This is a genomic window from Kitasatospora sp. NPDC034035, assembly GCF_055575755.1.
Genome location: NZ_JBVISA010000006.1, coordinates 231,736 through 256,173 on the forward strand (window position 1 = coordinate 231,736; position 24,438 = coordinate 256,173).

The following is a 24,438-nucleotide window of genomic DNA, read 5'->3' on the forward strand; positions in this document are numbered from 1 at the left end:
TACCCGCCCTGCTGCGGGTGGCCGCCCGGCGCCGGGTAGCCCTGCTGCGGGCCGTGGTTCGGCGGGGGAGGCGGCGGCATGACGAAGCCGGGCTGGGTGGGCTGGTCGTGCGGCGACGACCCGTACGGGGGCTGCGGCGGGTAGGACATCAGAGCTTCTCCTCGCTCGCCTGGACGTACACCGCGCCCTGCCCGGACAGCTCCAGCTGGAACGCCTCGCCCGAACCGCGGCCGATCATGTCGCGCCAGCCGAGCGCGGTGGACAGCTTGTTGCGCACGTCGCCGCGGTGCGCCACGTACGCCTGCGGGTCGACGTGCACCGACTGGCCGGGGACGATCGGCAGCTCGAAGACGCCGCCGTGGGCCATCACCGCGACGGAGCCGTTGCCCTCCAGCTTGGTGGTGAACAGGCCCTGCCCGGTGACCTGGCCGCGGACCATGCCCATCACGCCGCCCTGCGCGCCCATGAACATGGTGGACTGCCGCAGCGTGCCCTCGAAGGCGAGCAGCCGGTCCGCCTCGACGTACAGGGTGTCGCCGAACAGGTCGATCACGTGGACGTGGTGGCCGCCGTGGCCGAACATCACCCGGCCCTGGCCCTCGACGCTCATCAGCGGGGTGTCCTCGTTGGCCACCCGGCGGCCGATCATCGACATCACGCCGCCCTGCCCGCCGGTGATGTTCGGCGTGAAGCGGACGTCGCCGCTGTACGCGAGCATCGCGCCGCGCTGGCTGAACAGCCGCTGCCCGGGCACCACCTGGGCCTCGATCATCTTGCCGTTGATCTTCGTGAAGCCCATCAGACGTCACCACCGATGGTGATCTTCTCGGAGGGCTGGACGTACACCAGGCCGTCGCCGGTGAACTCGACCTGGACGGCCTCGCCGCCGCCCTCGCCGATCACCGTGGTCCAGCCCGCGCCCGATTTCAGGCTGCGGTGCAGGTTGCCGGTGTGCGCCACGTACGCGCCCGGGTCCACGCGCAGCGGCATGCTCTTGTCGACCCGCAGGATGATGGCGGGCCCGTTGGAGGTGAGGGCGGCCCAGCCGTGGCCCTCCACCTTGGTGGTGAAGAGGCCGTTGCCGGAGGACATGCCGTTCAGGCCGGTGAAGCTGGTGCCGGTGTGCAGGGTGGACTCGGTGCAGAGCAGGTTGTCCGCCTCGACGTACAGCGCTTCGCCGTTCAGCCTGACCAGGTTGATCTCGGTGGCCTTGTCGGCGAAGTAGCAGGTGCCCTGGCCCTTCACCTCCATGACGGTCATCTTCTCGCCGGTCAGCCGGCGCGCGACCATGCCGCGCAGGCCGTCCCCACCGCCGGTCAGCTTCTTGAAGGTCATCTGCCCGGTGTAGGCGACCATCGAGCCGTGTCTGGCCTTGACGGCGTCGCCGCCCAAGTCGACGGCGAGCACTCGCGATCCCTGGAGTCTGAACTGTGCCACGGCCGCAATCTAGCCGCTGCGGCCGTGGCCCGGGGAGGGTTCGGGGCCAAACCGGTACGGGGCTGCGACAAACGGGCCCGGTCAGCGCCGGGCGTGCGCCCCGTGCCGGTCAGCTCCGCGCGTGCGCCCCGTGCCCGGCGCGCGGGATCGTGCCGGCCGACTGCTCGACCTCCAGCAGCGAGGCCGAGTGGCGCTCCGCCTCGAAGGCCACCACGCCGCCGCGCAGCCCGAACAGGCGCTTGGAGAGCATGATCCAGAGGACCGCCGCGATGTTCAGCAGCAGGGTGCAGATCTTCACCGCGCTGACGTGGTGGCTCAGCTCGTAGCCCTCCAGCGGCAGGAAGGCCGCGGTGGCGACCACCGTCAGGTACTCGGCCCAGCGCTTGTTCAGCCAGAGGCCGACCGCCTCGACGATCTCGATCAGGGCGTACGCCAGCAGCGCGCCCGCGACGATCAGCAGGGTGCTCTTCTTGAAGTCGAAGGTCTTGCGGATCGTCTCGACGATCGGGGCGTGCTCGAGGTCCCAGTGGAAGTGGTCGGTGACCGGCCTGAAGACCGTCAGGTTCTGGTCGAAGACCCGGTGCACCGCGTCCTGGCTGTTGGAGAACTTCCACACGGCCCAGGCGATCACGATGATCAGCAGCCCGCGCAGCACCCGCTCGATGGCGAGGAAGCGCAGGATGAAGAGGTCCCGCAGCGCCTTGCCGCGCGGCACCAGCGGCGCGTTCCCGGCGGGGCCGGAGCCGTGCGGGGCGCCCAGTGCGAAGTCGCCGCAGCGCAGGCAGCGCCAGGCGTCGCCGAGGGCGGTGGCGGCGTGCAGCCGGGAGGCCAGCTCGGGCTCGGTGGGTGCGTAGGTGACGTGGCCGCGCTTGGCGCAGGTCCGGCGGTCCCAGTCGCGCTTGAACATGTGGTGACTACCCCCGTGGCGTGATGCTTCCGGCGCCCGGATCGGTGGGCGCGCGGGCAGCAGGATAGGGGTTCCCGGTGACGGGCGGTCGCGCTCGGTCGTGTTCCGGCACACAGCTGTGACAACGCGGCGGGGCCGCGGCGCCGGTGGGGGCGGGTGCGGTGGCGGCGGCGTGGGCGGGTGTTGTGAGATCGGGCACGGAGTTCGCCCCCGGCCGGGGACTCGGACATGTGCTCGGTGATAATGACCGGAAGGCTTGTGAGTCGCTTCACAAGCGCGCCCACGCCTCCGACCCCCGTATTGAGGTATCCCACGTGAACAGCAGCGCCGTCCACCGCCTGCGCCTGGTCTCCGGCCCCGAAGGGGTCTCGTTCATCCTGCTGCTGATCTGCTCGGTACTGAAGCGGACGACCTCCTTCGACGCCGTCCCGGTGATGGGCATGGTCCACGGGATCCTGTTCATCCTGTACGCGATCTTCTGGATCCAGGCCTGGCAGACGCAGAAGTGGGACGCCAAGCGCGGCATCCTGCTGTTCGTCCTCTCGGTGCTGCCCACCGGCGGCTTCTTCGCCGAGCGGATGCTCGGCCGCGAGGAGCGCGGAGAGCTGAAGCCGGCCACCGCCTGAGCCCAGCCTTGAGCCGCAGCCCTGAGCCGCAGCCGCGATCCGCAGTCGCGATCCGCAGTCGTGATCCGGGGCGCGGACGGTCGACAGGCTGCCACGGCCTCCTCTCCCAAAGGGCCGCGGCAGCCTGTCGCCGTTTCTTACCGGGGGTGGCTCGCGCCGGGTGCGGCTAGTTGACGTTCACGCCGCTCCAGGCCGCCGCGACCGCCTTGTACTCGGTGCTGGTCGCGCCGTACAGGTCGGTGGCGGCCTTCAGGGTCGCCGTGCGGGCGGCCTTGTAGTTGGTGGTGGAGGTCATGTAGACGGTCAGGGCGCGGTACCAGATGGCCGCCGCCTTGGTCCGGCCGATGCCGGTCACCGTCGAGCCGTTGGAGGTCGGGCTGTTGTAGCTGACCCCGTTGATCACCTTGGCGCCGCTGCCCTCGGAGAGCAGGTAGAAGAAGTGGTTGGCGACGCCGGAGGAGTAGTGGACGTCCTTGTTGCCGACGGTGGAGGACCAGTAGTCGGCCGAGGCGCCGTCCTTGGACGGCTTGTCCATGTAGCGCAGCGGGGTGCCGTTGCCGTTGATGTTGAGCTTCTCGCCGATCAGGTAGTCCGGCGGGTCGGAGGGCAGGTTGGCCGACCACTCGACCATGGTGCCGAAGATGTCCGAGGTGGCCTCGTTGAGGCCGCCGGACTCGCCCGAGTAGTTCAGGCCGGCGGTGGCGGAGGTGACGCCGTGGCTCATCTCGTGGCCGGAGACGTCGATGGCGGTCAGCGGGTGGGTGTTGCCCGAGCCGTCGCCGTAGGTCATGCAGAAGCAGGAGTCGTCCCAGAACGCGTTGACGTAGTTGGTGCTGTAGTGGACCCGGCTGGCGGCGCCGACGCCGTTGTTCTTGATGCCGCTGCGGCCGAAGGTGTTCTTGTAGAAGTCCCAGGTGGCCGCGGCGCCGAACTGGGCGTCCACGGCGGCGGATTCGCGGTTGGACGGCGAGCCGTTGCCCCAGGAGTTCGTGGTGTTGGCGAACAGCGTGCCGCTGCCCGAGGTGCCGCCCTTGAGGTCGGTGGTGGACTGGTTGCCCCGGGTGGCGTCCTTGAGCTGGTAGTTCGAGCCGCTCTGGGTGGTGGTCAGCGTGACGGTGCCGACGTTGACGCCCTTGCCGGTGCCGGTCGCGGTCTGCACGTGCTCCTGGCTGGAGAGCACCTGGCCGGTGGCGGCGTCGGTGACGACCTCCTGGCGGCTCGGGGTGCCGTCCGCCCGCTCGCCCGTGACCGTCGTGCGGTGGGCCAGGCGCGGGGCGCCGTCGGTGGCCCAGACGACCAGCTCGGTCGCGTCGGCGCCGTCGACCCGGGTGAGCGCGGCCTCGTCCTCGTCGGCGGCGGTGCCGACCGTCGCGCGCACCGCGGCGGTGGCCCGCTCGGCGGCCTGGCCCGCGGCGAGGCCCGGGGTCAGGTCGGGCACGGACAGCCGGCCGGCGAAGGCGCGGTCGACCGAGCCCACCGATCCGTCGGCCTTCTGGTGGACGACCAGGTCGCCGCCGATCACCGGCAGGCCGGCGTAGGTCCGCTCGTACCGAAGGTGGCGGGTGCCGTCCCGGTCCACCACCACGTCCTTGGGGACCAGCTTCTCCTGGCCGCCGAGGGCGAGGGCCTGGGCGACCGGGGCGCTCTGGCCGGCGGCCAGCGCGAGCAGCGCGGACTGCTGCTGCTCCGGTGCGGGGGCGGCGGCCTGGGCGGCGGGGACGGCGGCGATCTGGACGACGCCGGCCAGCAGGGCGGTGGCGGAGAGTACAGCTCCGACAGTCAGCTTTCGCTTCACGTACGGGGGTTCCTTCCACGAGACCCGCGGGTGCGTGCGGGTGCGCCTCGTACCGGGGCGCCGGGGTTGGCACCGTGGGGCGGTAGGGCGCGGACGTGCCGGTCCCGTGCGGTTCCTGACGCTCCGCCGGAATGGGTGGGGGTGGCGGAGGTCGGACGGGACTTGGTCAGAAGCATGACAATTTCTGGCAGGGATGGACAGGCCGCGTCCGGGGATTGGCCAGGAACCGCCAGTCCCGGTACGGATGGTTCGGCTGCCGTCGGTTGCCCGGTATGGGCGGTTCGTCCTGCCTGGCGGAACCCCGCCAACCGGACCGACGTGGCAACTCAACGGCCCTGGCCCGGAACGGGCGGACGCCCGGGGCCTGTCCTCCGACGGGCCCCGGGCGTCCGGATCGCTTGCGCGGTGCGTCAGTTGACGTTGACCGCGGTCCAGGTCGCGGCGACGGCGCTGTACTCGGCGCTGCTCGCGCCGTACAGGTCGGTCGCCGCCTTGAGGGTGGCGGTGCGGGCGGCCGCGTAGTCGGTGCTGGAGGTCATGTAGGTGGTCAGCGCCTTGTACCAGACCTGAGCGGCCTTGTCCCGGCCGATGCCGGCGAGGGTGGAGTTGTTGTAGGTCGGGCTGTTGTAGTTGACGCCGTTGATGGTCTTGGCGCCGCTGCCCTCGGCGAGCAGGTAGAAGAAGTGGTTGGCCACGCCGGAGGAGTAGTGGACGTCCAGGTTGCCGACCGAGGACGACCAGTAGTCGGCCGAGGCGCCGTCCTTGGACGGCTGGTCCATGTAGCGCAGCGGCTTGCCGTCACCGTTGATGTTGATCAGCTCACCGATCAGGTAGTCCGGCTTGTCGGCGGGCAGGTTGGCGTAGAACTCGACCATGGTGCCGAAGATGTCCGAGGTGGCCTCGTTGAGGCCGCCGGACTCGCCCGAGTAGTTCAGGCCGGCGGTGGCGGAGGTGACGCCGTGGCTCATCTCGTGGCCGGCCACGTCCAGCTCGGTCAGCGGGTGGGTGTTGCTGGTGCCGTCGCCGTAGGTCATGCAGAAGCAGGAGTCGTCCCAGAACGCGTTGACGTAGTTCTTGCCGTAGTGGACCCGGCTGGCGGCGCCGACGCCGTTGTTCTTGATGCCGCTGCGGCCGAAGGTGTTCTTGTAGAAGTCCCAGGTGGCCGCGGCGCCGAACTGGGCGTCCACGGCGGCCGACTCCGCGTTGGAGGCCAGGCCGTTGCCGAAGCTGTCGGTCGAGTTGGCGACCAGGGTGCCGGAGCCGGAGGTCCTGCCCTTCAGGGTGTAGGTGGCCTGGCCGCCGCGCGAGGCGTCCTTCAGCTGGAAGCTGGTGCCGCTCTGGGTGGTGGTCAGCGGGACGGTGCCGACGAAGACGCCCTTGCCGGTGCCGGCGGCGGTCTGCACCTCCTCGTGGGTGGAGAGCACCTGGCCGCTCGCCGCGTCGGTGACCAGCAGCTGGCGGCTCGGGGTGCCGTCGGCGCGCTCGCCCTCGACGGTGGTGCGGTACGCCAGGCGCGGGTTGCCGTCGGTGGCCCAGACCACCAGCTCGGCCTTGCCGGTCTGGTGCACCGCCGTCAGCGGCGCCTCGTCCGCGTCGGCGGTGATGCCGACGGTGGCCTGCACGGCGCCGGTCGCCTGGGCGGCGGCCTTGTCGGCGGGGATCTGCGGGGTGAGGCTCGGCGGGGCGATCGTCGCGCCGGTGGCCTTGTCGACGGAGGTGGTCGAGCCGTCCGCCTTCTGGTGCACGACGAGGTCGCCGCCCAGGACCGGGAGTCCGGCGAAGGTGCGCTCGTAACGGAAGTGACGGGTGCCGTCGGCGTCCACCAGGGCGTCCTTGGCGACGAGCTGCTCCTGGCCGCCCAGGGCCAGGGCGTGCGCCACCTTGCCGGCCTGGCTGTTCGCCAGGGCGATCAGGTCGGCGGTCCGGGAGTGCGGGGCCGGGTCCGCGATGGCCGCGGTACCGGCCTGGACAACGCCGGTGAGCAGGGCGGTGGCGGAGAGTACGGCGACTGCGGCGAGCTTTCGCTTCACGGACGAGTCCTTCCGGGAAACCGCGTGTGGGCGCGGTCGCGCCGCGTCCCGGGGGCCGGGGTCGGCACCTGAGGGGCAGGACGGGCACTGACGTGCAGGACCCCGAGCGGTCGAGCGGCTGGCCACCGGTGGGTGGGGGTGGTGGCTGCCGGACGGGGTTGGCGGAAAGCATGACAATCGAGCAAATCAAATGACAGGTCTTGCTCATGAATTGGCCAAGTCCCGCCAGGATGAAGGATTGTGAACGGACGGACGAAAGGGATGAATCACCCCGCCTTTCGGCGGGTTGCGGTCCGAATCGAGGCCCGCCGGCCCGGGGTTGACGCGATCGGCGGTCAACCCCGGTGTGCCGCACGCGTGTTGCCGCCAGTTCACACTGGCGCAATGTCCTGGTATGGACCTGGCGGTCCGATTGGCGGGATCCCGCCACGTGTTGCGCTTGTCCACCATCAGGACGGCTGGTAGCACGCGTCCCATCCGCCGGTACGGTAAGGAGGTGGCCAAGCCCCTCGCTCTCGACTTCGACCCGATCGCCCGCGCCGACGAGCTGTGGACCCGCCGCTGGGGCGGAGTCCCCTCGATGGCGGCGATCACCTCGATCATGCGCGCCCACCAGATCCTGCTCTCCCGGGTGGACGCGGTGCTCAAGCCGTACGGGCTGACCTTCGCCCGCTACGAGGCGTTGGTGCTGCTGACCTTCAGCCGGACCGGCGAGCTCTCGCTCTCCAAGATCGGCGAGCGGCTCATGGTCCACCCGACCAGCGTGACCAACACCGTCGACCGCCTGGAGCGGGCCGGCCTGGTCGCCCGCCGCCCCAACCCGCTGGACGGCCGCGGCGTGCTGGCCGCGATCACCGAGCGCGGCCGCGAGGCGGTCGAGGAGGCCACCCGCGAGCTCATGGCGATGGAGTTCGGGCTGGAGGAGTACGGCCCCGAGCAGTGCCGCCAGGTGTTCGAGCTGCTCAAGCCGCTGCGGATCGCGGCCGGCGACTTCTCCGAGCCGGACGAGGGGGCTGCGAAGGAGCAGGCGTGAGGGCGGCTACCCTCGTGGGAGCGGTGCGCGGATCCGGGCGTACCGGCCGAAAAAGCCGAGCGAGGCGAGGAAGAGTATGAAGGCGACCCCCCTGCTGGGCTGGTACCGGGCCCTGGCCATTGCGACCGGTGTGGCACTGCTGGTGTTCTGCGGCTTCATGGTCGCGAAGTACGGCTTCAGCACGGCCGAGGACGTGACCACCTACGTCGCGATGCTGCACGGCTACCTGTACATCGGGTACTTCGTGGTGACCTTCCTGCTCGGGCAGAAGCTGAAGTGGCCGCTCGGCCGACTGGTGCTGACCCTGGCGGCGGGCTGCATCCCGTTCCTCTCCTTCGTCTTCGAGCGCAAGGTGGCCGGCGAGGCCGCCGCGAAGCTGGCGGCGGGCACCGGCGCCCGCCAGCCGGCCGGCGTCTGAACCGGGAGCCCGCACGAGGGCCCCTCCCCCCGCCGCGGGGGAGGGGCCCTCGGCGTTTCGCGGGGCGGGCCCTCGGCGGCCGTGGGCCTCGGCCGTTCGCGAGGCCCTCGGCGTTCGTGGGCCACCGGGGCGGTTTCCCGGTCTTTCGCGGCCGTCATCCGTCGACAAGTACTAGGACGTCCGAGTAAATTAGTAGGACGTCCTAATAGCTGTGCCGCCCCGTCGCCGTGGCGGCCGTACGGAGCGGAGTTCGGGCCATGGACGCCGAGGAGATCGAGCGCGGACGGCAGCGCTGGCAGCAGCGGTACGACAAGGCCCGCCGGCGGGACGCGGACTTCACCACGCTCTCCGGCGACGAGGTCGAGCCGGTCTACGGCCCGCCCGCCGGGCAGGCCTACGAGGGCTTCGAGCGGATCGGCTGGCCGGGCGAGTACCCGTACACCCGCGGCCTGCACCCGACCGGCTACCGGGGCCGCACCTGGACCATCCGCCAGTTCGCCGGCTTCGGCAACGCGCAGCAGACCAACGAGCGCTACCGGATGATCCTGGACGCGGGCGGCGGCGGCCTCTCGGTCGCCTTCGACATGCCCACCCTGATGGGCTACGACTCGGACGACCCCAAGTCGCTCGGCGAGGTCGGCCACTGCGGCGTGGCCATCGACTCGGCCGCCGACATGGAGGTGCTGTTCAAGGGCATCCCGCTCGGCGAGGTCACCACCTCGATGACGATCAGCGGCCCGGCCGTCCCGGTCTTCTGCATGTACCTGGTCGCCGCCGAGCGCCAGGGCGTCGACCCGGCGGTGCTCAACGGCACCCTGCAGACGGACATCTTCAAGGAGTACATCGCGCAGAAGGAGTGGCTCTTCGCCCCCGAGCCGCACCTGCGTCTGATCGGCGACCTGATGGCCTACTGCGCCGAGGGCATCCCCGCGTACAAGCCGCTGTCCGTCTCCGGGTACCACATCCGCGAGGCCGGGGCGACGGCCGCGCAGGAGCTGGCGTACACCCTCGCGGACGGCTTCGGCTACGTCGAGCTGGGCCTGTCCCGGGGCCTGGACGTGGACGTCTTCGCGCCCGGCCTGTCCTTCTTCTTCGACGCGCACCTGGACTTCTTCGAGGAGATCGCCAAGTTCCGCGCCGCGCGCCGGATCTGGGCCCGCTGGATGCGCGACCGCTTCGGCGCGAAGACCGACAAGGCGCAGTGGCTGCGGTTCCACACCCAGACCGCCGGCGTCTCGCTCACCGCGCAGCAGCCGTACAACAACGTGGTCCGCACCGCCGTCGAGGCGCTGGCCGCGGTGCTCGGCGGCACCAACTCGCTGCACACCAACGCCTTGGACGAGACCCTGGCGCTGCCCTCCGAGCAGGCCGCCGAGATCGCCCTGCGCACCCAGCAGGTGCTGATGGAGGAGACCGGCGTCGCCAACGTGGCCGACCCGCTGGGCGGTTCCTGGTACGTCGAGGCGCTGACCGACCGGATCGAGCAGCAGGCCGAGGCGATCTTCCAGCGGATCCTGGACAAGGGCCGCGAGGACCACGAGATCGGCCCGATCACCTCCGGCATCCTGCGCGGCATCGAGGAGGGCTGGTTCACCGGCGAGATCGCCGAGGCGGCCTTCCAGTACCAGCAGTCGGTGGAGAAGGGCGACAAGCGCGTGGTCGGCGTCAACTGCCACCCGGGCAGCGTCACCAAGGAGCTGGAGATCCTGCGGGTCAGCCACGAGGTCGAGCGCGAGCAGGTGCGCGTGCTGGGCGAGCGCAAGGCGGCCCGGGACGAGGCGGCCGTGCGGGCCGGGCTGGACGCCATGCTGGCGGCGGCGCGCTCCGGCGAGTCGATGATCCCGCCGATGCTGGACGCGGTGCGCGCCGAGGCGACGCTGGGCGAGATCTGCAACGCGCTGCGGTCGGAGTGGGGGACGTACCAGGAGAACGCGACGTTCTGACCGCGCTCACCGCCCCGAGCGCCCCGAGCACGCTGGAGCGCCCCGAGCCCCCGAGCGCCCCGGGCGCCCGGAGGTGAGTGGGCGAGGGGGCGAGCGGACGAGCCGCAGCCGCCCGTACGGAGTCGTCCGTACGGGCGGCTGCGTCGTGTCCTCAGCAGGTGGTGAGCGGTCCCAGCAGCAGGTCGGTGAAGCGGCGGGTCCAGTCGGGGGTGATCGGCTCGCCGCTGACCAGGACGCGGTGTTCGACGGTGCCCGCGATGGTGTCGAAGATGATGTCGACCTCCTCGCGGGCGGACTCGGCGTCGGTGTCCGCCTCGAGTTCGCCGCGCGCCTGTGCAGCCGCCCGGCCCTGGCGGACCAGCCGCTTCTGCGGGTCCACGATGGCCTCGCGGATCCGGCGGTGCAGCTGCCGGTCGCGGATGCCCTCGGCGAACAGCGCGAGCAGTGAGGCCTGGGTCTCGGGGCGGGCCAGCAGGTCGGCGAACTGGGCCACCACGGCCTCGATGTCGGCCCGCAGGCTGCCGAGGTCGGGCATCACCAGGTCGTCGAAGAGGGTGGCGACGGCGTCGACCACGAGCTCGTTCTTGGACGGCCAGCGGCGGTAGAGGGTGGTCTTGGCGACTCCGGCCCGGCTCGCCACGTGGCCCATGGTCATTCCGCCCCAGCCGAGTTCGGCGAGGGCCTCGCGGGTGGCGTCGAGGATCGCGCGGTCGGCGGCGGCACTGCGCGGGCGGCCCTTGGCGCGGGCGGCGCCGGCGGCCTCGGGGGCCGGGCTCGCCGGGGCCGTGCACGGGGGGACCGTGCTCTCCGGGCTCGGGTGGGGCTGGGGGGCCGGCACCGGGCCTCCTTGCGCTTTACTGGTAAGTAACTTGGGCGGGGCTGGTAACGGTAGCGACTGTTGGCCGATTCGGGCAGCCGGGCCACCCGGGAAAGTGGGGCAGCTCACGTCCCCGAACCGCCGGTGGGGCTTGCGGCCGGGGCACCGGATCCAGTTACGCTACGACTCGTAGCGAAAGAGCAGGAAAGCCAGTGACAACCAGGCGCCGCAACCGTGGGACGGGAGCGGCGCGGGCGCGGGTGGGGATCCGCGCCGAACGGTCCAGGCTACCGGGGGACGGGTACGACGCCCGGGAACCCGCGCCGCGCGGCCCGCGCGGAGCGACTTTCCCGAGGATGGTGCCCGCGAGCAGTGCGGACGGGGGAGGATAGTGCCATGCAGCCACGGAATTCGCGTCCCAACAGCTCCGCCCTGCGCGGCGCGGTCGACCTCGCCGCAGTGAAGGCGGCCGGCGAGGCCGCCCAGAAGGCCGAGCAGGCCCGGGCCGAGCGGGCCCGCCAGACGGCCGCCGCCGAAGCGGCCGGTGTCGCCCCCGCCCAGCCCGCGCACCCGCTCGTCATCGACGTCACCGAGGACACCTTCGAGACCGAGGTCGTCCAGCGCTCCACCGAGGTGCCGGTCGTCATCGACTTCTGGGCCGAGTGGTGCGGCCCCTGCAAGCAGCTCAGCCCGGTCCTGGAGGACCTGGCCGAGGAGTACGCCGGCCGCTTCGTGCTCGCCAAGATCGACGTGGACTCCAACCAGCTGCTCGCCCAGCAGTTCGGCATCCAGGGCATCCCGGCCGTGATGGCCGTGGTGGCCGGCCAGCTGGTGCCGCTGTTCCAGGGCGCGGAGAGCGCCGCCAACATCCGCAAGGTGCTGGACCAGCTGATCCTGGTCGCCGAGCAGCGCTTCGGCGTGGCCGGCGGCGCGGCCGCCCCGGGCGAGGCCCCGGCCGCCGCCCCGCAGCGCCCCGAGGACCCGGCGCTGGCCGCCGCGCACGACGCGCTGGACGCCGGCGACCTGGGCGGCGCCATCCAGGCGTACAAGAACGTGCTGACCGAGGAGCCGGGCAACACCGAGGCCAAGCTGGGCCTGGCCCAGGCCGAGCTGCTGCAGCGGATCGAGGGCCTGGACCTGCAGGCCGTCCGGGCGGCGGCCGCCGCCGACCCGAAGAACGTCGGGATCCAGCTCCAGGCGGCCGACCTGGACCTGGTCGGCGGCCACGTCGAGGACGCCTTCGGGCGTCTGGTGGACACCGTCGGGCGGACGGCCGGCGAGGACCGGGACACCGCCCGGCTGCGCCTGCTGGAGCTGTTCGAGGTGATCGGGTCGGACGACCCGCGGGTCACCGCGGCTCGTACGGCGCTGGCGCGCGTGCTGTTCTGAGCCCGGTTCGGGCGCGGCGCGCGTCCGGTTCGGGTCTGGTTCGGGCCTGATGCCGGCCCGGTTCGGGCGCGGTTTCGGCCGCCGGCTGGCACGGTGGATGACCTGCGGTGTCGCCAGGTGATTTGCCGACAATCCGGTCAACCGGACAGAGGTTTACCAAATCTTGATTTCACCCGTGGGTGGTCACCGTACGTGACCACCCACGGGTGTTTCGTTAGTGTTTCCGGCAAATTTCGCCGTCACGTTTCCTTCAAGGCGTCACACATGGTGCAAATCGGGCTCAGTTCATGATCGACGCCACTCAATGTTGCATTACCCGTCAGTAAGGCACCCCTTGTGCTTCGCCCGGGATTCAAGCAGCATCGGCGTCGCCCGGTCCCAGACTCCACACCCTCCGACAGTCCGTCGGTGACGCGGAGCGCGGGATCCCCACCGGGCGATCCGCCGACCCCGGTCGGCGGTAGGGAGGGCAGGGGGGTATCCGCGGTCCCACGGCGGTTCCTGTCCTTCGACCGGCCGCGCGGCCCTGCGCGGTCGCTGGTTGTCGCTCGGGGGTGATCGCCGATGTCGTCGGTCCTGCCCGCCGCCCCACAAGGTCGGCCGGCGCTTGGCCGGGAGGGCCGCTGTACGCGGGCCACTCCCGCGTCCGCCGACGCCCGAGGCGCTCTCCGCTACCGAGGACGTAGCTCTCTCCCATCCCAGGCCCCCACCGGCGCGGGACGCGCCGCCGGGGAGCCGGAGATGTACGTCCTAGAAGGAGGACTCGCATGTCCAAGACCTACGGCAAGACCCGCTGGAAGCGCTTCGCCCTGGTGATGGTGCCGAGCGTCGCGGCCACCGCGATGGTCGGCGTCTCGATCGCCAACAGCGCGCTCGCCGCCTCGTTCAGCATTTCCGGCCAGCAGTTCAAGGTCAGCACCGACCAGCTGCACGGCACCAACTTCGCCCAGTTCGGCTCGGTCGACATCGAGGCGAACGGCAAGCCGCACCCGGTCGCGGTCTCGGCCTTCGACCACGCCGACATCACCAACCTGTGCCAGTCGGTGGTGACCGACCTGTCCGCGTTCGGCCTGGGCAAGATCACCCTGCAGCTGCACGCCGGCACCGAGGCGGGCAAGCCGGTTCAGGCCGACAACCTGCTGATCGACCTGGAGCAGCTGAAGGCGGACGCGACCTTCACCGACATCAACATCGGCCAGGACGCCTCCACCCTCTCCGGCTCGGCCACCCAGGGCTGGACCCCGCACCCGGGCGTCACCAAGGCGGGCGGCGGCGCCGGCCTGCCGACCGGTGCGGTCGGTTTCGCCCAGGCCGCCAAGAAGGCCGACCTGAGCGGCGTTCAGCAGGTCGCCCGGGCCACCTCGGCCGGAACGTTCAAGCTGAACGGCCTGAACCTCGCGCTGAAGAGCGGCGACGGCGCGGGCAACGAGTGCTTCTGAGCCTCGCCTGACGGCACGGCCGCCCGGCGCGCCTGACGGCGTGCCGGGCGCAGTGCCCGATCGACGGGTCCACCCGGAGCCGGGGGCGGCGGACCACCGCCGTCCCCCGGCCCACCCCCAATTGTTCGTCCCTCGTAGCGACATCGAGGAGCTGCACCATGTCCAGCGCAACGGTCGAACCCCGGACCGGCCACCAGAACCCGATCGGGTGGCTCTGGCGGCACTTCCGTGATTTCCGCCGCACCAGGCCCTTCTGGGGTGGCCTGCTGGCCATGATCGCCGGCGTCCCGATCCTCTACTTCCCGTACGCGCACCTGACGTTCGGTGGCCTGACCATCGCGATGTCCACCACGGCCGGCGCCGGATCGCTGATCATCGGCGTCCTGATGATCATCCTCGGTCTGACCGCCTGGTTCCAGCCCGCCGTGCGGGTCTTCAGCGGCATCGCCACCATCCTGCTGACCCTGGTCTCGATCCCGGTGTCCAACCTGGCGGGCTTCGGGCTGTCGCTGCTGCCGGGCCTGATCGGCGGCGGGCTGATGGTCTCCTGGGCGCCGATGCCGGAGCCGAAGGACGATTCGGCGGCCAGGGGCGGACGCCGCCGGGCCAAGGGCGCCGACGTGGCTACGGCGGGTAACGCGGTGGCGGAGAGTGTCGCCACCGAGCAGGCCACCGAGCAGGCCGTCGAGGCGCCCGCAGCGGCGCCCGCCGAGACCGTGGCTGAGACCGCCGCCGAGGCGCCCACCGCCCAACTGCCCGCCCAGGGCGCGCCGCAGGAGCCGGCCGCCGAGGCCGCCGAGCCGACCGCCAAGCCCACCGTCCCGAAGCAGACCGGCGCCGCCGATCCGGAGGGGGCGCGGTGACCGGCCCGGCCGAGCAAGCCGACGGTACGGCCGTCCCGGCGCAACGCTCAGGCCGGCACGCGGCCCCGCGCACGCCCGTACGGGTCCGGCTGAGAGGCCGCGCGCTGGCGATGGCCGCGGTGCCGACCGCGCTGCTGATGGCCGCCGCCTACACGCCCAACCCGGCGCTGGCCGAGTCCGCGGCGGGCAAGCCGTGCGGCAACGCGCCGGTCGCCGTGCCGGACGTCGCGCCGGTCGAGACGCCCGTCCCCAAGACCGAGTTGCCCGAGCCGCCGCCGGGCCCGACCGCCGCGCCGACCACGGCACCGGGGGCGCCCACCTCCGGTCCCTCGACCGGGCCGAGCTCGGTGCCGACCCAGGCCCCGACCCAGGCCCCGACTCACGCTCCGACCGCCGCGCCCACCCCGCAGCCCACCTCGCCGGTCAAGCCGCCGTCCGCCGCGACGCCCGCCACCCAGCCGCCCGCCGCCCGCGCGGCCGCGCAGCCGCAGGCCGCGGCCGCCACCACAGACGCGGTCGCGCCGAGCACGGTCCAGCAGGGCGCCGGAAGCGGTCCGGGCCTGGCGACCCAGGCCGGGCTGATCGACGACATCGTCGGCGGCATCAACCACCTGCTGAACCCGAGCGCCTCGCCGAGCCCGAGTCCGACCCAGGCCCCCAAGCCCGGCACCACCCCGGCCCCGGCCACCACCCCGGCGCCGGCCACCACTCCGGCCCCGCGCGACGGCACCCCGGCCCAGCCCGCGCCCGTCCAGCCGCAGGCCCAGGGCGCCGCGTCGCCGGCAGCCCAGCCCTCGGGCGGCGCGGCCTCGTCGGCGGCGACGCCGAGCGGGAAGGCGAGCCCCAAGGCGACGCCCTCCACGGGTGCGTCGCCCTCAGCGGGCGCCTCCGGTACCGCCTCGCCGACCGCGGGCGCCACCGGCACCCCGTCCGCCTCGCCCACCGCCAACCCCAACTGCGCTGTGGACGCCAGGAGTCTGACCGCCGGCGCGGCCGCCGCCGGGCAGGTCGTCCCGGAGCAGAACTGGACGCTGCAGACCAGTCGGCTCGCCCTGCACGGCGCGGTCTTCCACGGCGTCTACGACGTGAAGACCCCGACGAGGACCAAGCGGGTGCTGAAGTTCGTCGTCGACAGCGTGGACATCGACGATCTCGACATGTCGACCCTGGAAAGCAACGGCGTGACCTTCCACGTCCAGGGCGCCAAGGGGTCCACCTCGACCATGCGCAACGGCCCGGTCACCATGTACGTGGAGCGGCTGTCCGGCCACCTCTCCAAGCTGCTCGGCCTGCCGATCCCGATCGACCTGGGCGAGATCACCCTCACCCCGGACACCCTGCCGCGCTGGCTGTACGACCTGATCGGCGCCATCCCGATCCCGCTGGACCTGGAGCTGACCGGCGTCACCGCCAAGCAGGCCGGCCAGTTCGGCGGCACCCTGCACATCCCGGGGATGCACTTGTTCAACGACGACGCGCCCTACAGCGACAAGTAGCCGACGCCGTAACGCCCGTGGGGCGGCCCTCCGCACAGGAGGACCGCCCCACGGGCGTTCTTGCGGCCTACGGCCCGACGCTCACTCGCCCCGGCTGCCCAGGTGGTGCACCTGCACCATGTTGGTGGTGCCCGGGATGCCGACCGGGACACCGGCGGTGACGATCACGGTCTCGCCCTCGGCGAGCCGGCCCAGCCGCAGCAGCTCACGGTCGACCTGGGCGACCATGGCGTCGGTGGTGGCGACCTGCTCGGTCACGTACGCCTCGACGCCCCAGCTCAGCGAGAGCTGGTTGCGGGTCGCGGAGTCGGGGGTGAACGCGATCACCGGGATCGGCGAGCGGTAGCGGGACAGCCGGCGCGCGGTGTCGCCGGACTTGGTGAACGCGACCAGGGCCTTGCCGTCGAGGAAGTCGCCCAGCTCGCACGCGGCGCGGGCGACCGAGCCGCCCTGGGTGCGCGGCTTGCGGCCAGGGTTGAGCGGCTGCAGGCCCTGGGAGACCAGCTCCTCCTCGGCCTTCTCGCAGATCCGGCTCATGGTGCGGACGGTCTCGACCGGGTACTTGCCGACGCTGGACTCGGCGGAGAGCATGACCGCGTCGGTGCCGTCCAGGATGGCGTTGGCGACGTCGGAGACCTCGGCGCGGGTCGGGCGCGAGGCGTGGATCATCGACTCCATCATCTGGGTGGCGACGATGACCGGCTTGGCGTTGCGGCGGGCCAGCGTGACCAGCTGCTTCTGGACCAGCGGCACCCGCTCCAGCGGGTACTCCACGGCGAGGTCGCCGCGGGCGACCATGATGGCGTCGAAGGCGAGGACGATCTCCTCCATGGCCTCGACGGCCTGCGGCTTCTCGATCTTGGCGATGACCGGCACCCGGATGCCGACCTCGTCCATGACCTCGTGGACGTCCTTGATGTCGTCCGCGTTGCGGACGAAGGACAGCGCGACCATGTCGACGCCCAGGCGGAGCGCGAAGCGCAGGTCGTCCTTGTCCTTCTCGGACAGGGCGGGCACGTTCACGGCCGCGCCGGGCAGGTTGATGCCCTTGTTGTTCGAGAGCACGCCGCCCTCGACCACCACGGTCTTCACCCGCGGGCCGTCGACGCTGACGACCTCCAGGGCGATGACGCCGTCGTTGATCAGGATCGGGTCGCCGGGCTTCACGTCGCCGGGCAGGCCCTTGTAGGTGGTGCCGCAGATGTACTGGTCACCGGGGACGTCCTCGGTGGTGATGGTGAACTCGTCGCCGTTGTCGACGGTCACCGGGCCGTTGGCGAAGGTCGCCAGACGGATCTTCGGACCCTGAAGGTCGGCAAGGACGCCGATGGCCTTGCCGGTGTCCTCCGAGACCTGGCGGACCTTGCGGTACCGCTCCTCGTGGTCCGCGTGGTTGCCGTGGCTCATGTTCAGTCGGGCGACGTTCATGCCCGCTTCGACGATGGCCTTCAGCTGTTCGTAGGAGTCCGTCGCCGGACCCAGGGTGCAGACAATTTTCGCTCGGCGCATATCGATCAGTCTATCCGTTCGTGTTATGCGTGCATTCGGTGCGGACCGGGAGGAATCGTCAGCGAATCGTTTCGAGGAGTGAGACGATTTCGTGTCATTCCTCGGACTGTCGGTGTTCCCGGTACACCAGCGCGAAGGCCTGCCGGGCGATCTCCAGCTCCTCGTCGGTGGGCACCACGGCGACCGTCACCCGGGCGTACGCGGGCGAGATGATCCGGGCCTCGCGGGAGCGCACCGAGTTCAGCTCCGGGTCCACGGCGATGCCCAGTTCGTCCAGCCCCGCGGTGGCCGCCGCGCGCACCGGCGCCGCGTTCTCCCCGACGCCCGCGGTGAACGCGATCGCGTCCACCCGGCCGAGCACCGCGTAGTAGCCGCCGATGTACTTGCGCAGCCGGTGGATGTAGGTGTCGAAGGCGAGCTTCGCGTCCGCGTCGCCCTCGTCGGCGCGGCGCATGATCTCGCGCATGTCGTTCTCGCCGCACAGGCCGCGCAGGCCGCTGCGGCGGTTGAGCAGGTCGTCGATCCCGTCGATCGACAGTCCGCCGACCCGGTGCAGGTGGAACACCACGCCGGCGTCGATGTCGCCCGAGCGGGTACCCATGACCAGGCCCTCCAGCGGGGTGAGGCCCATCGAGGTGTCCACGCAGCGGCCGCCGCCGACCGCCGAGGCGGAGGCCCCGTTGCCCAGGTGCAGCACGATCACGTTGACCTCGGCCGGATCCTTGCCGAGCAGCCGGGCGGTGGCCCGCGAGACGTACTGGTGCGAGGTGCCGTGGAAGCCGTAGCGGCGCACCCGGTGCTGGTCGGCGACGTCCTTGTCGATCGCGTACCGGGCCGCGAACTCGGGCATCGAGGCGTGGAAGGCGGTGTCGAACACGGCCACCTGCGGCAGGTCGGGGCGCAGTGCCCGGGCCACCTCGATGCCGGTGATGTTGGCCGGGTTGTGCAGCGGCGCGACCGGGATCAGCCGGCGGATCTCCTTGAGCACCTCGTCGGTGATCACGGTCGGCTCGGTGAACCGCAGGCCGCCGTGCACCACCCGGTGGCCGATCGCGGCCAGTTCGGGGGAGTCCAGCCCGAGGCCGTCGGCGGCCAGTTCCTCGGCGACGGCCTTCAGCGCGGCGGCGTGGTCGGGGAAGACCTGCGCGGCCTCGCGCGGCTCACCCCCGCGCGGGGTGTGCACCAGGCGGCCGGCGCCCTCGCCGATCCGCTCGACCAGCCCGGCGGCCAGCCGGGCTCCGTCCAGCATGTCGATCAGCTGGTACTTCACCGACGAGGATCCGGCGTTCAGAACCAGAACGCGGGTGCCTTCACTCATGCGCCGGGCTCCTTGTGGTCCTGGGACTGGATGGCGGTGATCGCGACGGTGTTGACGATGTCCTCGACCAGCGCGCCGCGCGAGAGGTCGTTGACGGGCTTGCGCAGCCCCTGCAGCACCGGGCCGACCGCGACCGCGCCGGCCGAGCGCTGGACGGCCTTGTAGGTGTTGTTGCCGGTGTTGAGGTCCGGGAAGATCAGCACGGTCGCTCGCCCGGCCACCGGCGAGCCCGGCAGCTTGGTGGCCGCGACGTGCTCGTCCACCGCCGCGTCGTACTGGATCGGGCCCTCCACCAGGATGTCCGGCCGCAGCTCGCGGACGAGCTCGGTGGCCTTGCGCACCTTGTCGACGTCCGCGCCGGAGCCGGAGGTGCCGGTGGAGTACGAGAGCATCGCGACCCGTGGCTCCACCCCGAACTGGGCGGCGGTGGTGGCGGCCTGGATGGCGATGTCGGCCAGCTGCTGGGCGTCCGGGTCGGGGTTGACCGCGCAGTCGCCGTACACCAGCACCTTGTCGGCCAGGCACATGAAGAAGACGGAGGAGACGATCGAGGCGCCCGGCGAGGTCTTGATCACCTCGAAGGCGGGCCGGATGGTGGCCGCCGTGGAGTGCACCGCGCCGGACACCATGCCGTCCGCGATGCCCTCCTGGACCATCAGGGTGCCGAAGTAGGACACGTCGGTGACCACGTCGAGGGCCAGCTCGACCGTCATGCCCTTGTGGGCCCGCAGCTTCGCGTAGAGCTCGGCGAACTGGCGGCGCAGCGGGCTGGTGGCCGGGTCGACGATCCGGAGCTGCGCGCGGTCGGCGCCCGGCTCTCCCCCGGCCCGGCGGCCGGGAGGTGGCCCCGCCTCCGGCAGCTCGATGCCGAGCCCCGCGGCCTTGCGGCGCACCGCGTCCGGCTCGCCGAGCACGGTGAGGTCGCAGATGTTGCGGCGCAGCAGGATCTCGGCCGCGCGGAGCACCCGCTCCTCGGTGCCCTCGGGCAGCACGACGTGCCGGCGGCCGGCCCGGGCGCGCTCCAGCAGCGCGTGCTCGAACATCATCGGGGTGACCCGCTCGGACCGGCCGACCTCGATCCGATTGGTCAACTCGGCCGTGTCGACGTGCAGTTCGAACAGGCCGAGGGCGATCTCGGCCTTCCGGGGGCTGGCCGAGGTGAGCTTGCCCTCCAGGTGGGTCAGGGTGGCGGCGGTCGGCCAGCTGCCCTCGGGGACGACCGCGACCGGGGTGCCCGGGGCGAGCCGGGCGGCCAACGCCAGCACGTTCGGGCCGGGGTGCTGGCCGAGCGTCAGCAGCACGCCGGCGATCGGCGGGGCGCCGGCGGCGTGCGCGGCCAGCGAGCCGATCACCAGGTCGGCACGGTCCCCTGGGGTGACGACCAGCGCGCCCTCGGTCAGCGCGTCCAGGAAGGTCGGCAGCATCGCGCCGCCGAAGACGTAGCCGCGCACGTCCCGGGCCAGGCCGGCCGCGTCCCCGAGCAGCACCTCGGCGCCGGTCGCCTCGACCAGCTGGGCGACGGTCGGCGCGGCCAGCGCCGGCTCCTCCGGGATGACGTAGGCGGGGATCGGCAGCTTCTCGGTGAGCGTGCGCTGGATCCGCTGCTTGCCGCCGGGGGCGACCCGGTTGGCGATCATCGCCAGGGTCTCGCAGCCGAGGTCGGTGTACGCCCGGTGCGCGTTGCGCACCTCGGCGATCACGGCCTCCGGGTCCTCGGCGTGCCCGCCGACCACCGGCAGCACGGCGGCGCCGAACTCGTTGGCGAGGCGGGCGTTGAAGGCCAGCTCGTCCGGGATGTTGGTGTCGGCGAAGTCGGTGCCGAGGACCAGCACCGCCTGGCAGCGCCGCTCCATCGCGCGGAACCGGTCGACCAGGACGGAGACCAGTTCGTCCTGTCCCTGGGCGGCCTGCAGCGCGGCGGCCTCCTCGTAGGTGAGGCCGTACAGCTCGGCGCCGGGCTGGTCGATCCGGTAGCGGCCGCGCAGCAGCTCGACCACGTGGTCCGTGCCCGGCTGCCCGGGCGCGGCGGCGTGCACCAGCGGGCGGAAGACCCCGACCCGGTCCACCTGGCGGGTGAGCAGTTCCATGACCCCGAGTTCGACCGCCTGCCGGCCGTCCCCCCGGTCGATCCCGGTCACGTACACGCTGCGCGCCACGCGGATGTCTCCGTCCCGTCGTCTCGGTGGGTGGTCATCTCGACCATACCTTCGCACCCCGAACGGACGTCGGCGAGCAGAGGCGCTGAGCGGTGGCAAGCGGCCGAAGGTCACCGAGGGAGGAGTCGGAGGTCAGGGCCGGACCATGGCGAGCTCCGAGCCGGACAGCTCCACCGTCATCCCGCTGAAGTGCAGCTCCGACACGCGTCGGTCCACCAGCCAGCCGTGCGGCCGTTGCAGGAAGGTGTCGCGGCCGGGGGTCCAGCCGTCGGCGGCGAGCGCGGCCTGCAGCCGGGCCTGCACCTCGGCGGGCGACAGGCCGGTGCTGCTGCCGATCGTGAGGGTCCGGGAGCAGAAGTTCGTGCCGCAGTAGCCCTCGTCGGCGTGCTCGATGGTCACCCCGGGTGGCAGCGGCACCTCGGCGAGGCTCGGGATGAAGGGCTCGTAGACGGCGAGCTGGTAGAGGAGGGCGATGGCCGCTCCGGCGACGGCGTGAGCGCAGACCACGACGGCCGCTCCGGTCTCGGGGTCGATGCGCCCCTTCGGCCGGGGGTCGCGCAGCCGCTTCTCGCCCAGCACGCCCGCCAGGATCGCCAGGCTCGCCACGAACGGGTACCCGGCCTCCAGCTCGGCCATGGGCCGGATGAAGAACCACTCGTACTCCAGGCCCACGATGGCGGTGGCCAGGCCGGCCAGGACGGCGAAGACCGCCGCCCCGACCGCCCGGGTGCGGACCACCGCCGCCCAACAGGCGAAGGGCACCAAGAGGTAGATCCACCCCAGCACCGTCCACAGCCACATGTGCAAGCCCCCCGCCTGCTGACGATCACTCTCAGGCGGGGAGCCTAGGTGCTCAGGCCGGGCGGAGCCAGAGGGTGGCGAGCGGGGGGAGGATCAGTTCGGCGGAGCGGGGCTGGCCGTCCCACTCCACCGGGTCGGCCTTGACCGGGTGGGAGTTGCCGATGCCGCCGCCGCCGTACTCCTCGGCGTCGGTGTTCAGCACTTCCTCCCACAGCTGGTCGCGGCCGGCGAGGCGGGGCAGGCCGACCCGGCGGGCGTGCCGGACGACCGGGGAGAAGTTGCAGACCGCGACGAGCGGGGTGCCGTCGGCCGCGTAGCGGACGTAGGAGAGCAGGTTGTCGTCGGCGGCGCCGCCGTCGAGCCAGCGGAAGCCGTCCGGGGTGGTGTCCAGCTCCCACAGGGCCGGGGTGTCGAGGTAGTGCCGGTTGAGGTCGCGGACCAGGCGGCGCACCCCGAGGTGGTCCCGGTGGGCCGGCCACTGTTCGTCGAGCACCCACCACTGCGGGCCCTGCTCGTGGTCCCATTCCGCGCCTTGGGCGAACTCCTGCCCCATGTACAGCAGTTGCTTGCCCGGGTGGGACCACATGAAGCCCAGGTAGGCGCGGTGGTTGGCGCGCTGCTGCCACCAGTCGCCGGGCATCTTGGAGACCAGGGACTGCTTGCCGTGGACGACCTCGTCGTGCGAGATCGGCAGGATGTAGTTCTCCGAGTAGGCGTACACCATCGAGAAGGTGATCTCGTTGTGGTGGTACTTGCGGTGCACCGGTTCCTTGGACATGTAGACCAGGGAGTCGTGCATCCAGCCCATGTTCCACTTCAGCCCGAAGCCGAGGCCGCCGGCGTCGGTGGGGCGGGTGACCCCGTCCCAGGCGGTGGACTCCTCGGCGATGGTGATCACGCCGGGGCAGCGCCGGTAGACGGTGGCGTTCATCTCCTGCAGGAAGGAGGCAGCGTCCAGGTTCTCCCGGCCGCCGTACTGGTTGGGCGTCCAGGCGCCGCCCTCGCGGGAGTAGTCGAGGTAGAGCATCGAGGCGACGGCGTCCACCCGCAGGCCGTCGATGTGGAACTCCTCGCACCAGTAGACCGCGTTGGCGACCAGGAAGTTGCGCACCTCCGTGCGGCCGTAGTCGAACTCCAGCGTCCCCCAGTCGGGGTGCTCGGCGCGCAGCGGGTCGGCGGGCTCGTACAGCGGCTCGCCGTCGAAGCGGGCGAGCGCGAAGTCGTCCTTGGGGAAGTGCGCGGGCACCCAGTCGACGATCACGCCGATGCCGTGCCGGTGCAGGGCGTCCACCAGGTACCGGAAGTCGTCCGGCCCGCCGAGCCGGGCGGTGGGGGCGTAGTAGCCGGACACCTGGTACCCCCAGGAGCCGCCGAAGGGGTGCTCCATCACCGGCATCAACTCCACGTGGGTGAAGTTCAACTCCTGGAGGTAGCGGGGGAGTTCCTCGGCGATGGCGCGGTAGTCGGTGAGGTCCGGGCGCCAGGAGGCCAGGTGCAGCTCGTACACCGACATCGGCGCCCGGTGGTGCGTGGTGCGGGCCCGGCGGGCCATCCACTCGTCGTCCTGCCACACGTAGGCGGAGGAGGTGACCACCGAGGCGGTGCCGGGCGGGCACTGGGCGGCCCGGGCCAGCGGGTCGGCCTTGTCGAGCACCCAGCCCTGCCGGGTGTGCACCTCGTACTTGTACGTGGTGCCCTCGGCCAGGCCCGGGACGAACAGCTCCCAGATGCCGGACGAGCCGAGCGAGCGCATCGGGTGCCCGGTGCCGTCCCAGTGGTTGAACTCGCCGATCAGCCGCACCCCGGAGGCGTTCGGCGCCCAGACCGCGAACGCGGTGCCGGCCACGCCGTCGACGGTGCGCACGTGCGAGCCGAGCGCCCGCCACAGCTGCTCGTGCCGGCCCTCGGAGATCAGGTGCAGGTCCAGGTCGCCGAGCGTGGGCGGGGTGCGGTAGCCGTCCTGCTGGCGCAGCGGCTCGCCGTCCGGGTAGGTCACCAGCAGGGAGTAGTCGGGCAGTTCGCGGCCGGCCACCAGGCCGGTGAACAAGCCGCCCTGCTGGTGGGTGAGTTCGGCCGGGCCCTGGGGGGTCTCGACGACCACCCGCTCGGCGAACGGGCGCAGCACCCGGATCGCCGTGCCGCCGTGCACCGGGTGCGCGCCGAGCAGCGCGTGCGGGTCGTGGTGGTGCCCGCTCACCAACCGGTCCACCTCGGACGGCGGCAGCGGCGCCTCGGGCAGGCGCAGGACTGTGATTCGCCCGCTCGCCTCCGGGCGCTCTTGATCCGGCGCCGACGGTCGGCGCTCCGTCGCTCCTGCGTCGCTCCCTCGCTTCTCCCTTTCGGCGTCGGCGCGCCCTTCGGCTCGGGGCAGGTCGGAGGCGCCGGCCAGGAAGGTGGCCGGAACTGTGCGGTTGGGGCGGCCGGTCGGGTCGAGCGGCGTCACGGCGTGGTCCTCCTGCGG

Annotated in this window: 19 protein-coding genes; 8 read left to right on the plus strand and 11 right to left on the minus strand. The window is 72.0% G+C overall.

Features of this window, described 5'->3' with window-relative positions; all coding sequences use genetic code 11:
• Positions 1–148: 148 nt before the first annotated feature.
• The 3 genes from ACZ52J_RS11320 to ACZ52J_RS11330 form a co-directional block, all read right to left on the minus strand.
• Positions 149–799 carry an AIM24 family protein gene (locus tag ACZ52J_RS11320; protein WP_360498669.1) on the minus strand — a complete coding sequence of 217 codons (651 nt, stop codon included), beginning with the start codon at positions 797–799 and terminating at the stop codon, positions 149–151.
• Positions 799–1,437 (minus strand): AIM24 family protein, encoded by a 639-nt coding sequence (locus tag ACZ52J_RS11325; protein ID WP_360498671.1) that lies wholly within the window; start codon positions 1,435–1,437, stop codon positions 799–801. The genes ACZ52J_RS11320 and ACZ52J_RS11325 overlap by 1 nt, the downstream gene beginning before the upstream one ends.
• A gap of 109 nt (positions 1,438–1,546) precedes the next feature.
• Positions 1,547–2,344: a DUF2127 domain-containing protein gene (locus tag ACZ52J_RS11330; RefSeq protein WP_360498673.1), complete on the minus strand. Its 798-nt coding sequence runs from the start codon at positions 2,342–2,344 to the stop codon at positions 1,547–1,549.
• Positions 2,345–2,658: 314 nt separating this feature from the next.
• Between ACZ52J_RS11330 and ACZ52J_RS11335 the strand changes: the two genes are divergently transcribed.
• A complete protein-coding gene (locus tag ACZ52J_RS11335; RefSeq protein WP_360498675.1) occupies positions 2,659–2,970 on the plus strand; it encodes a DUF3817 domain-containing protein in 312 nt (103 codons plus the stop codon).
• Between the two features lie 166 nt (positions 2,971–3,136).
• Here ACZ52J_RS11335 and ACZ52J_RS11340 read toward each other — a convergent pair whose 3' ends face one another.
• Positions 3,137–4,765 (minus strand): M4 family metallopeptidase, encoded by a 1,629-nt coding sequence (locus ACZ52J_RS11340; RefSeq protein WP_465617660.1) that lies wholly within the window; start codon positions 4,763–4,765, stop codon positions 3,137–3,139.
• A 410-nt stretch (positions 4,766–5,175) separates the two neighbouring features.
• Positions 5,176–6,795, minus strand: a complete 1,620-nt coding sequence (locus tag ACZ52J_RS11345; protein ID WP_360498679.1) for a M4 family metallopeptidase — start codon at positions 6,793–6,795, stop codon at positions 5,176–5,178.
• Between the two features lie 496 nt (positions 6,796–7,291).
• Here ACZ52J_RS11345 and ACZ52J_RS11350 point away from each other — a divergent pair, with 496 nt between their 5' ends.
• From ACZ52J_RS11350 to ACZ52J_RS11360, 3 genes are all read left to right on the plus strand, one after another.
• Complete coding sequence (locus ACZ52J_RS11350; RefSeq protein WP_465617662.1) at positions 7,292–7,828, plus strand: MarR family winged helix-turn-helix transcriptional regulator; 537 nt, start codon at positions 7,292–7,294, stop codon at positions 7,826–7,828.
• A 76-nt stretch (positions 7,829–7,904) separates the two neighbouring features.
• Complete coding sequence (locus tag ACZ52J_RS11355) at positions 7,905–8,246, plus strand: DUF3817 domain-containing protein (RefSeq protein WP_360498683.1); 342 nt, start codon at positions 7,905–7,907, stop codon at positions 8,244–8,246.
• A 257-nt stretch (positions 8,247–8,503) separates the two neighbouring features.
• Entirely contained in the window at positions 8,504–10,189 is a 1,686-nt protein-coding gene (locus tag ACZ52J_RS11360) for an acyl-CoA mutase large subunit family protein (RefSeq protein WP_360498685.1), read from the plus strand.
• Positions 10,190–10,340: 151 nt separating this feature from the next.
• On the opposite strand, the gene ACZ52J_RS11365 is transcribed toward ACZ52J_RS11360, so the two are convergent.
• A complete protein-coding gene (locus tag ACZ52J_RS11365) occupies positions 10,341–11,027 on the minus strand; it encodes a TetR/AcrR family transcriptional regulator (protein ID WP_396287743.1) in 687 nt (228 codons plus the stop codon).
• A 375-nt stretch (positions 11,028–11,402) separates the two neighbouring features.
• On the opposite strand from ACZ52J_RS11365, the gene ACZ52J_RS11370 reads away from it, so the two are divergent.
• From ACZ52J_RS11370 to ACZ52J_RS11385, 4 genes are all read left to right on the plus strand, one after another.
• Positions 11,403–12,395 carry a tetratricopeptide repeat protein gene (locus ACZ52J_RS11370; protein ID WP_465617664.1) on the plus strand — a complete coding sequence of 331 codons (993 nt, stop codon included), beginning with the start codon at positions 11,403–11,405 and terminating at the stop codon, positions 12,393–12,395.
• 767 nt (positions 12,396–13,162) lie between these two features.
• Positions 13,163–13,834 (plus strand): DUF6230 family protein, encoded by a 672-nt coding sequence (locus tag ACZ52J_RS11375; RefSeq protein WP_360498689.1) that lies wholly within the window; start codon positions 13,163–13,165, stop codon positions 13,832–13,834.
• Between the two features lie 158 nt (positions 13,835–13,992).
• Positions 13,993–14,697 carry a DUF6114 domain-containing protein gene (locus tag ACZ52J_RS11380; RefSeq protein WP_465617666.1) on the plus strand — a complete coding sequence of 235 codons (705 nt, stop codon included), beginning with the start codon at positions 13,993–13,995 and terminating at the stop codon, positions 14,695–14,697.
• Positions 14,694–16,193 carry a hypothetical protein gene (locus ACZ52J_RS11385; RefSeq protein WP_465617668.1) on the plus strand — a complete coding sequence of 500 codons (1,500 nt, stop codon included), beginning with the start codon at positions 14,694–14,696 and terminating at the stop codon, positions 16,191–16,193. Before ACZ52J_RS11380 ends, ACZ52J_RS11385 begins: the two co-directional genes overlap by 4 nt.
• A gap of 81 nt (positions 16,194–16,274) precedes the next feature.
• Here ACZ52J_RS11385 and pyk read toward each other — a convergent pair whose 3' ends face one another.
• The 5 genes from pyk to glgB all read right to left on the minus strand — a co-directional run bounded on the left by pyk (position 16,275) and on the right by glgB (position 24,420).
• Complete coding sequence (gene pyk, locus ACZ52J_RS11390; RefSeq protein WP_360498694.1) at positions 16,275–17,702, minus strand: pyruvate kinase; 1,428 nt, start codon at positions 17,700–17,702, stop codon at positions 16,275–16,277.
• A 94-nt stretch (positions 17,703–17,796) separates the two neighbouring features.
• Positions 17,797–19,020, minus strand: a complete 1,224-nt coding sequence (locus ACZ52J_RS11395) for an acetate kinase (RefSeq protein ID WP_465617670.1) — start codon at positions 19,018–19,020, stop codon at positions 17,797–17,799.
• Positions 19,017–21,176 carry a phosphate acetyltransferase gene (gene pta / locus ACZ52J_RS11400; RefSeq protein ID WP_465617672.1) on the minus strand — a complete coding sequence of 720 codons (2,160 nt, stop codon included), beginning with the start codon at positions 21,174–21,176 and terminating at the stop codon, positions 19,017–19,019. The genes ACZ52J_RS11395 and pta overlap by 4 nt, the downstream gene beginning before the upstream one ends.
• Positions 21,177–21,308: 132 nt before the next feature.
• The gene (locus ACZ52J_RS11405) at positions 21,309–21,983 is read right to left on the minus strand and encodes a hypothetical protein (RefSeq protein WP_465617674.1); all 675 of its coding nucleotides are present in this window, start codon (positions 21,981–21,983) and stop codon (positions 21,309–21,311) included.
• Between the two features lie 46 nt (positions 21,984–22,029).
• Positions 22,030–24,420: a 1,4-alpha-glucan branching protein GlgB gene (gene glgB / locus ACZ52J_RS11410; protein WP_465617676.1), complete on the minus strand. Its 2,391-nt coding sequence runs from the start codon at positions 24,418–24,420 to the stop codon at positions 22,030–22,032.
• Positions 24,421–24,438 lie beyond the last annotated feature (18 nt).

Bases quoted from the DNA above. Each gene is read 5' to 3' on its own strand.
- ACZ52J_RS11395 (WP_465617670.1), bottom strand. From the start codon at position 19,020: ATGAGTGAAGGCACCCGCGTTCTGGTTCTGAACGCCGGATCCTCGTCG.
- ACZ52J_RS11355 (WP_360498683.1), top strand. From the start codon at position 7,905: ATGAAGGCGACCCCCCTGCTGGGCTGGTACCGGGCCCTGGCCATTGCG.
- ACZ52J_RS11320 (WP_360498669.1), bottom strand. From the start codon at position 799: ATGGGCTTCACGAAGATCAACGGCAAGATGATCGAGGCCCAGGTGGTG.
- ACZ52J_RS11360 (WP_360498685.1), top strand. From the start codon at position 8,504: ATGGACGCCGAGGAGATCGAGCGCGGACGGCAGCGCTGGCAGCAGCGG.
- ACZ52J_RS11330 (WP_360498673.1), bottom strand. From the start codon at position 2,344: ATGTTCAAGCGCGACTGGGACCGCCGGACCTGCGCCAAGCGCGGCCAC.
- ACZ52J_RS11375 (WP_360498689.1), top strand. From the start codon at position 13,163: ATGTCCAAGACCTACGGCAAGACCCGCTGGAAGCGCTTCGCCCTGGTG.
- pyk (WP_360498694.1), bottom strand. From the start codon at position 17,702: ATGCGCCGAGCGAAAATTGTCTGCACCCTGGGTCCGGCGACGGACTCC.
- ACZ52J_RS11370 (WP_465617664.1), top strand. From the start codon at position 11,403: ATGCAGCCACGGAATTCGCGTCCCAACAGCTCCGCCCTGCGCGGCGCG.
- ACZ52J_RS11380 (WP_465617666.1), top strand. From the start codon at position 13,993: ATGTCCAGCGCAACGGTCGAACCCCGGACCGGCCACCAGAACCCGATC.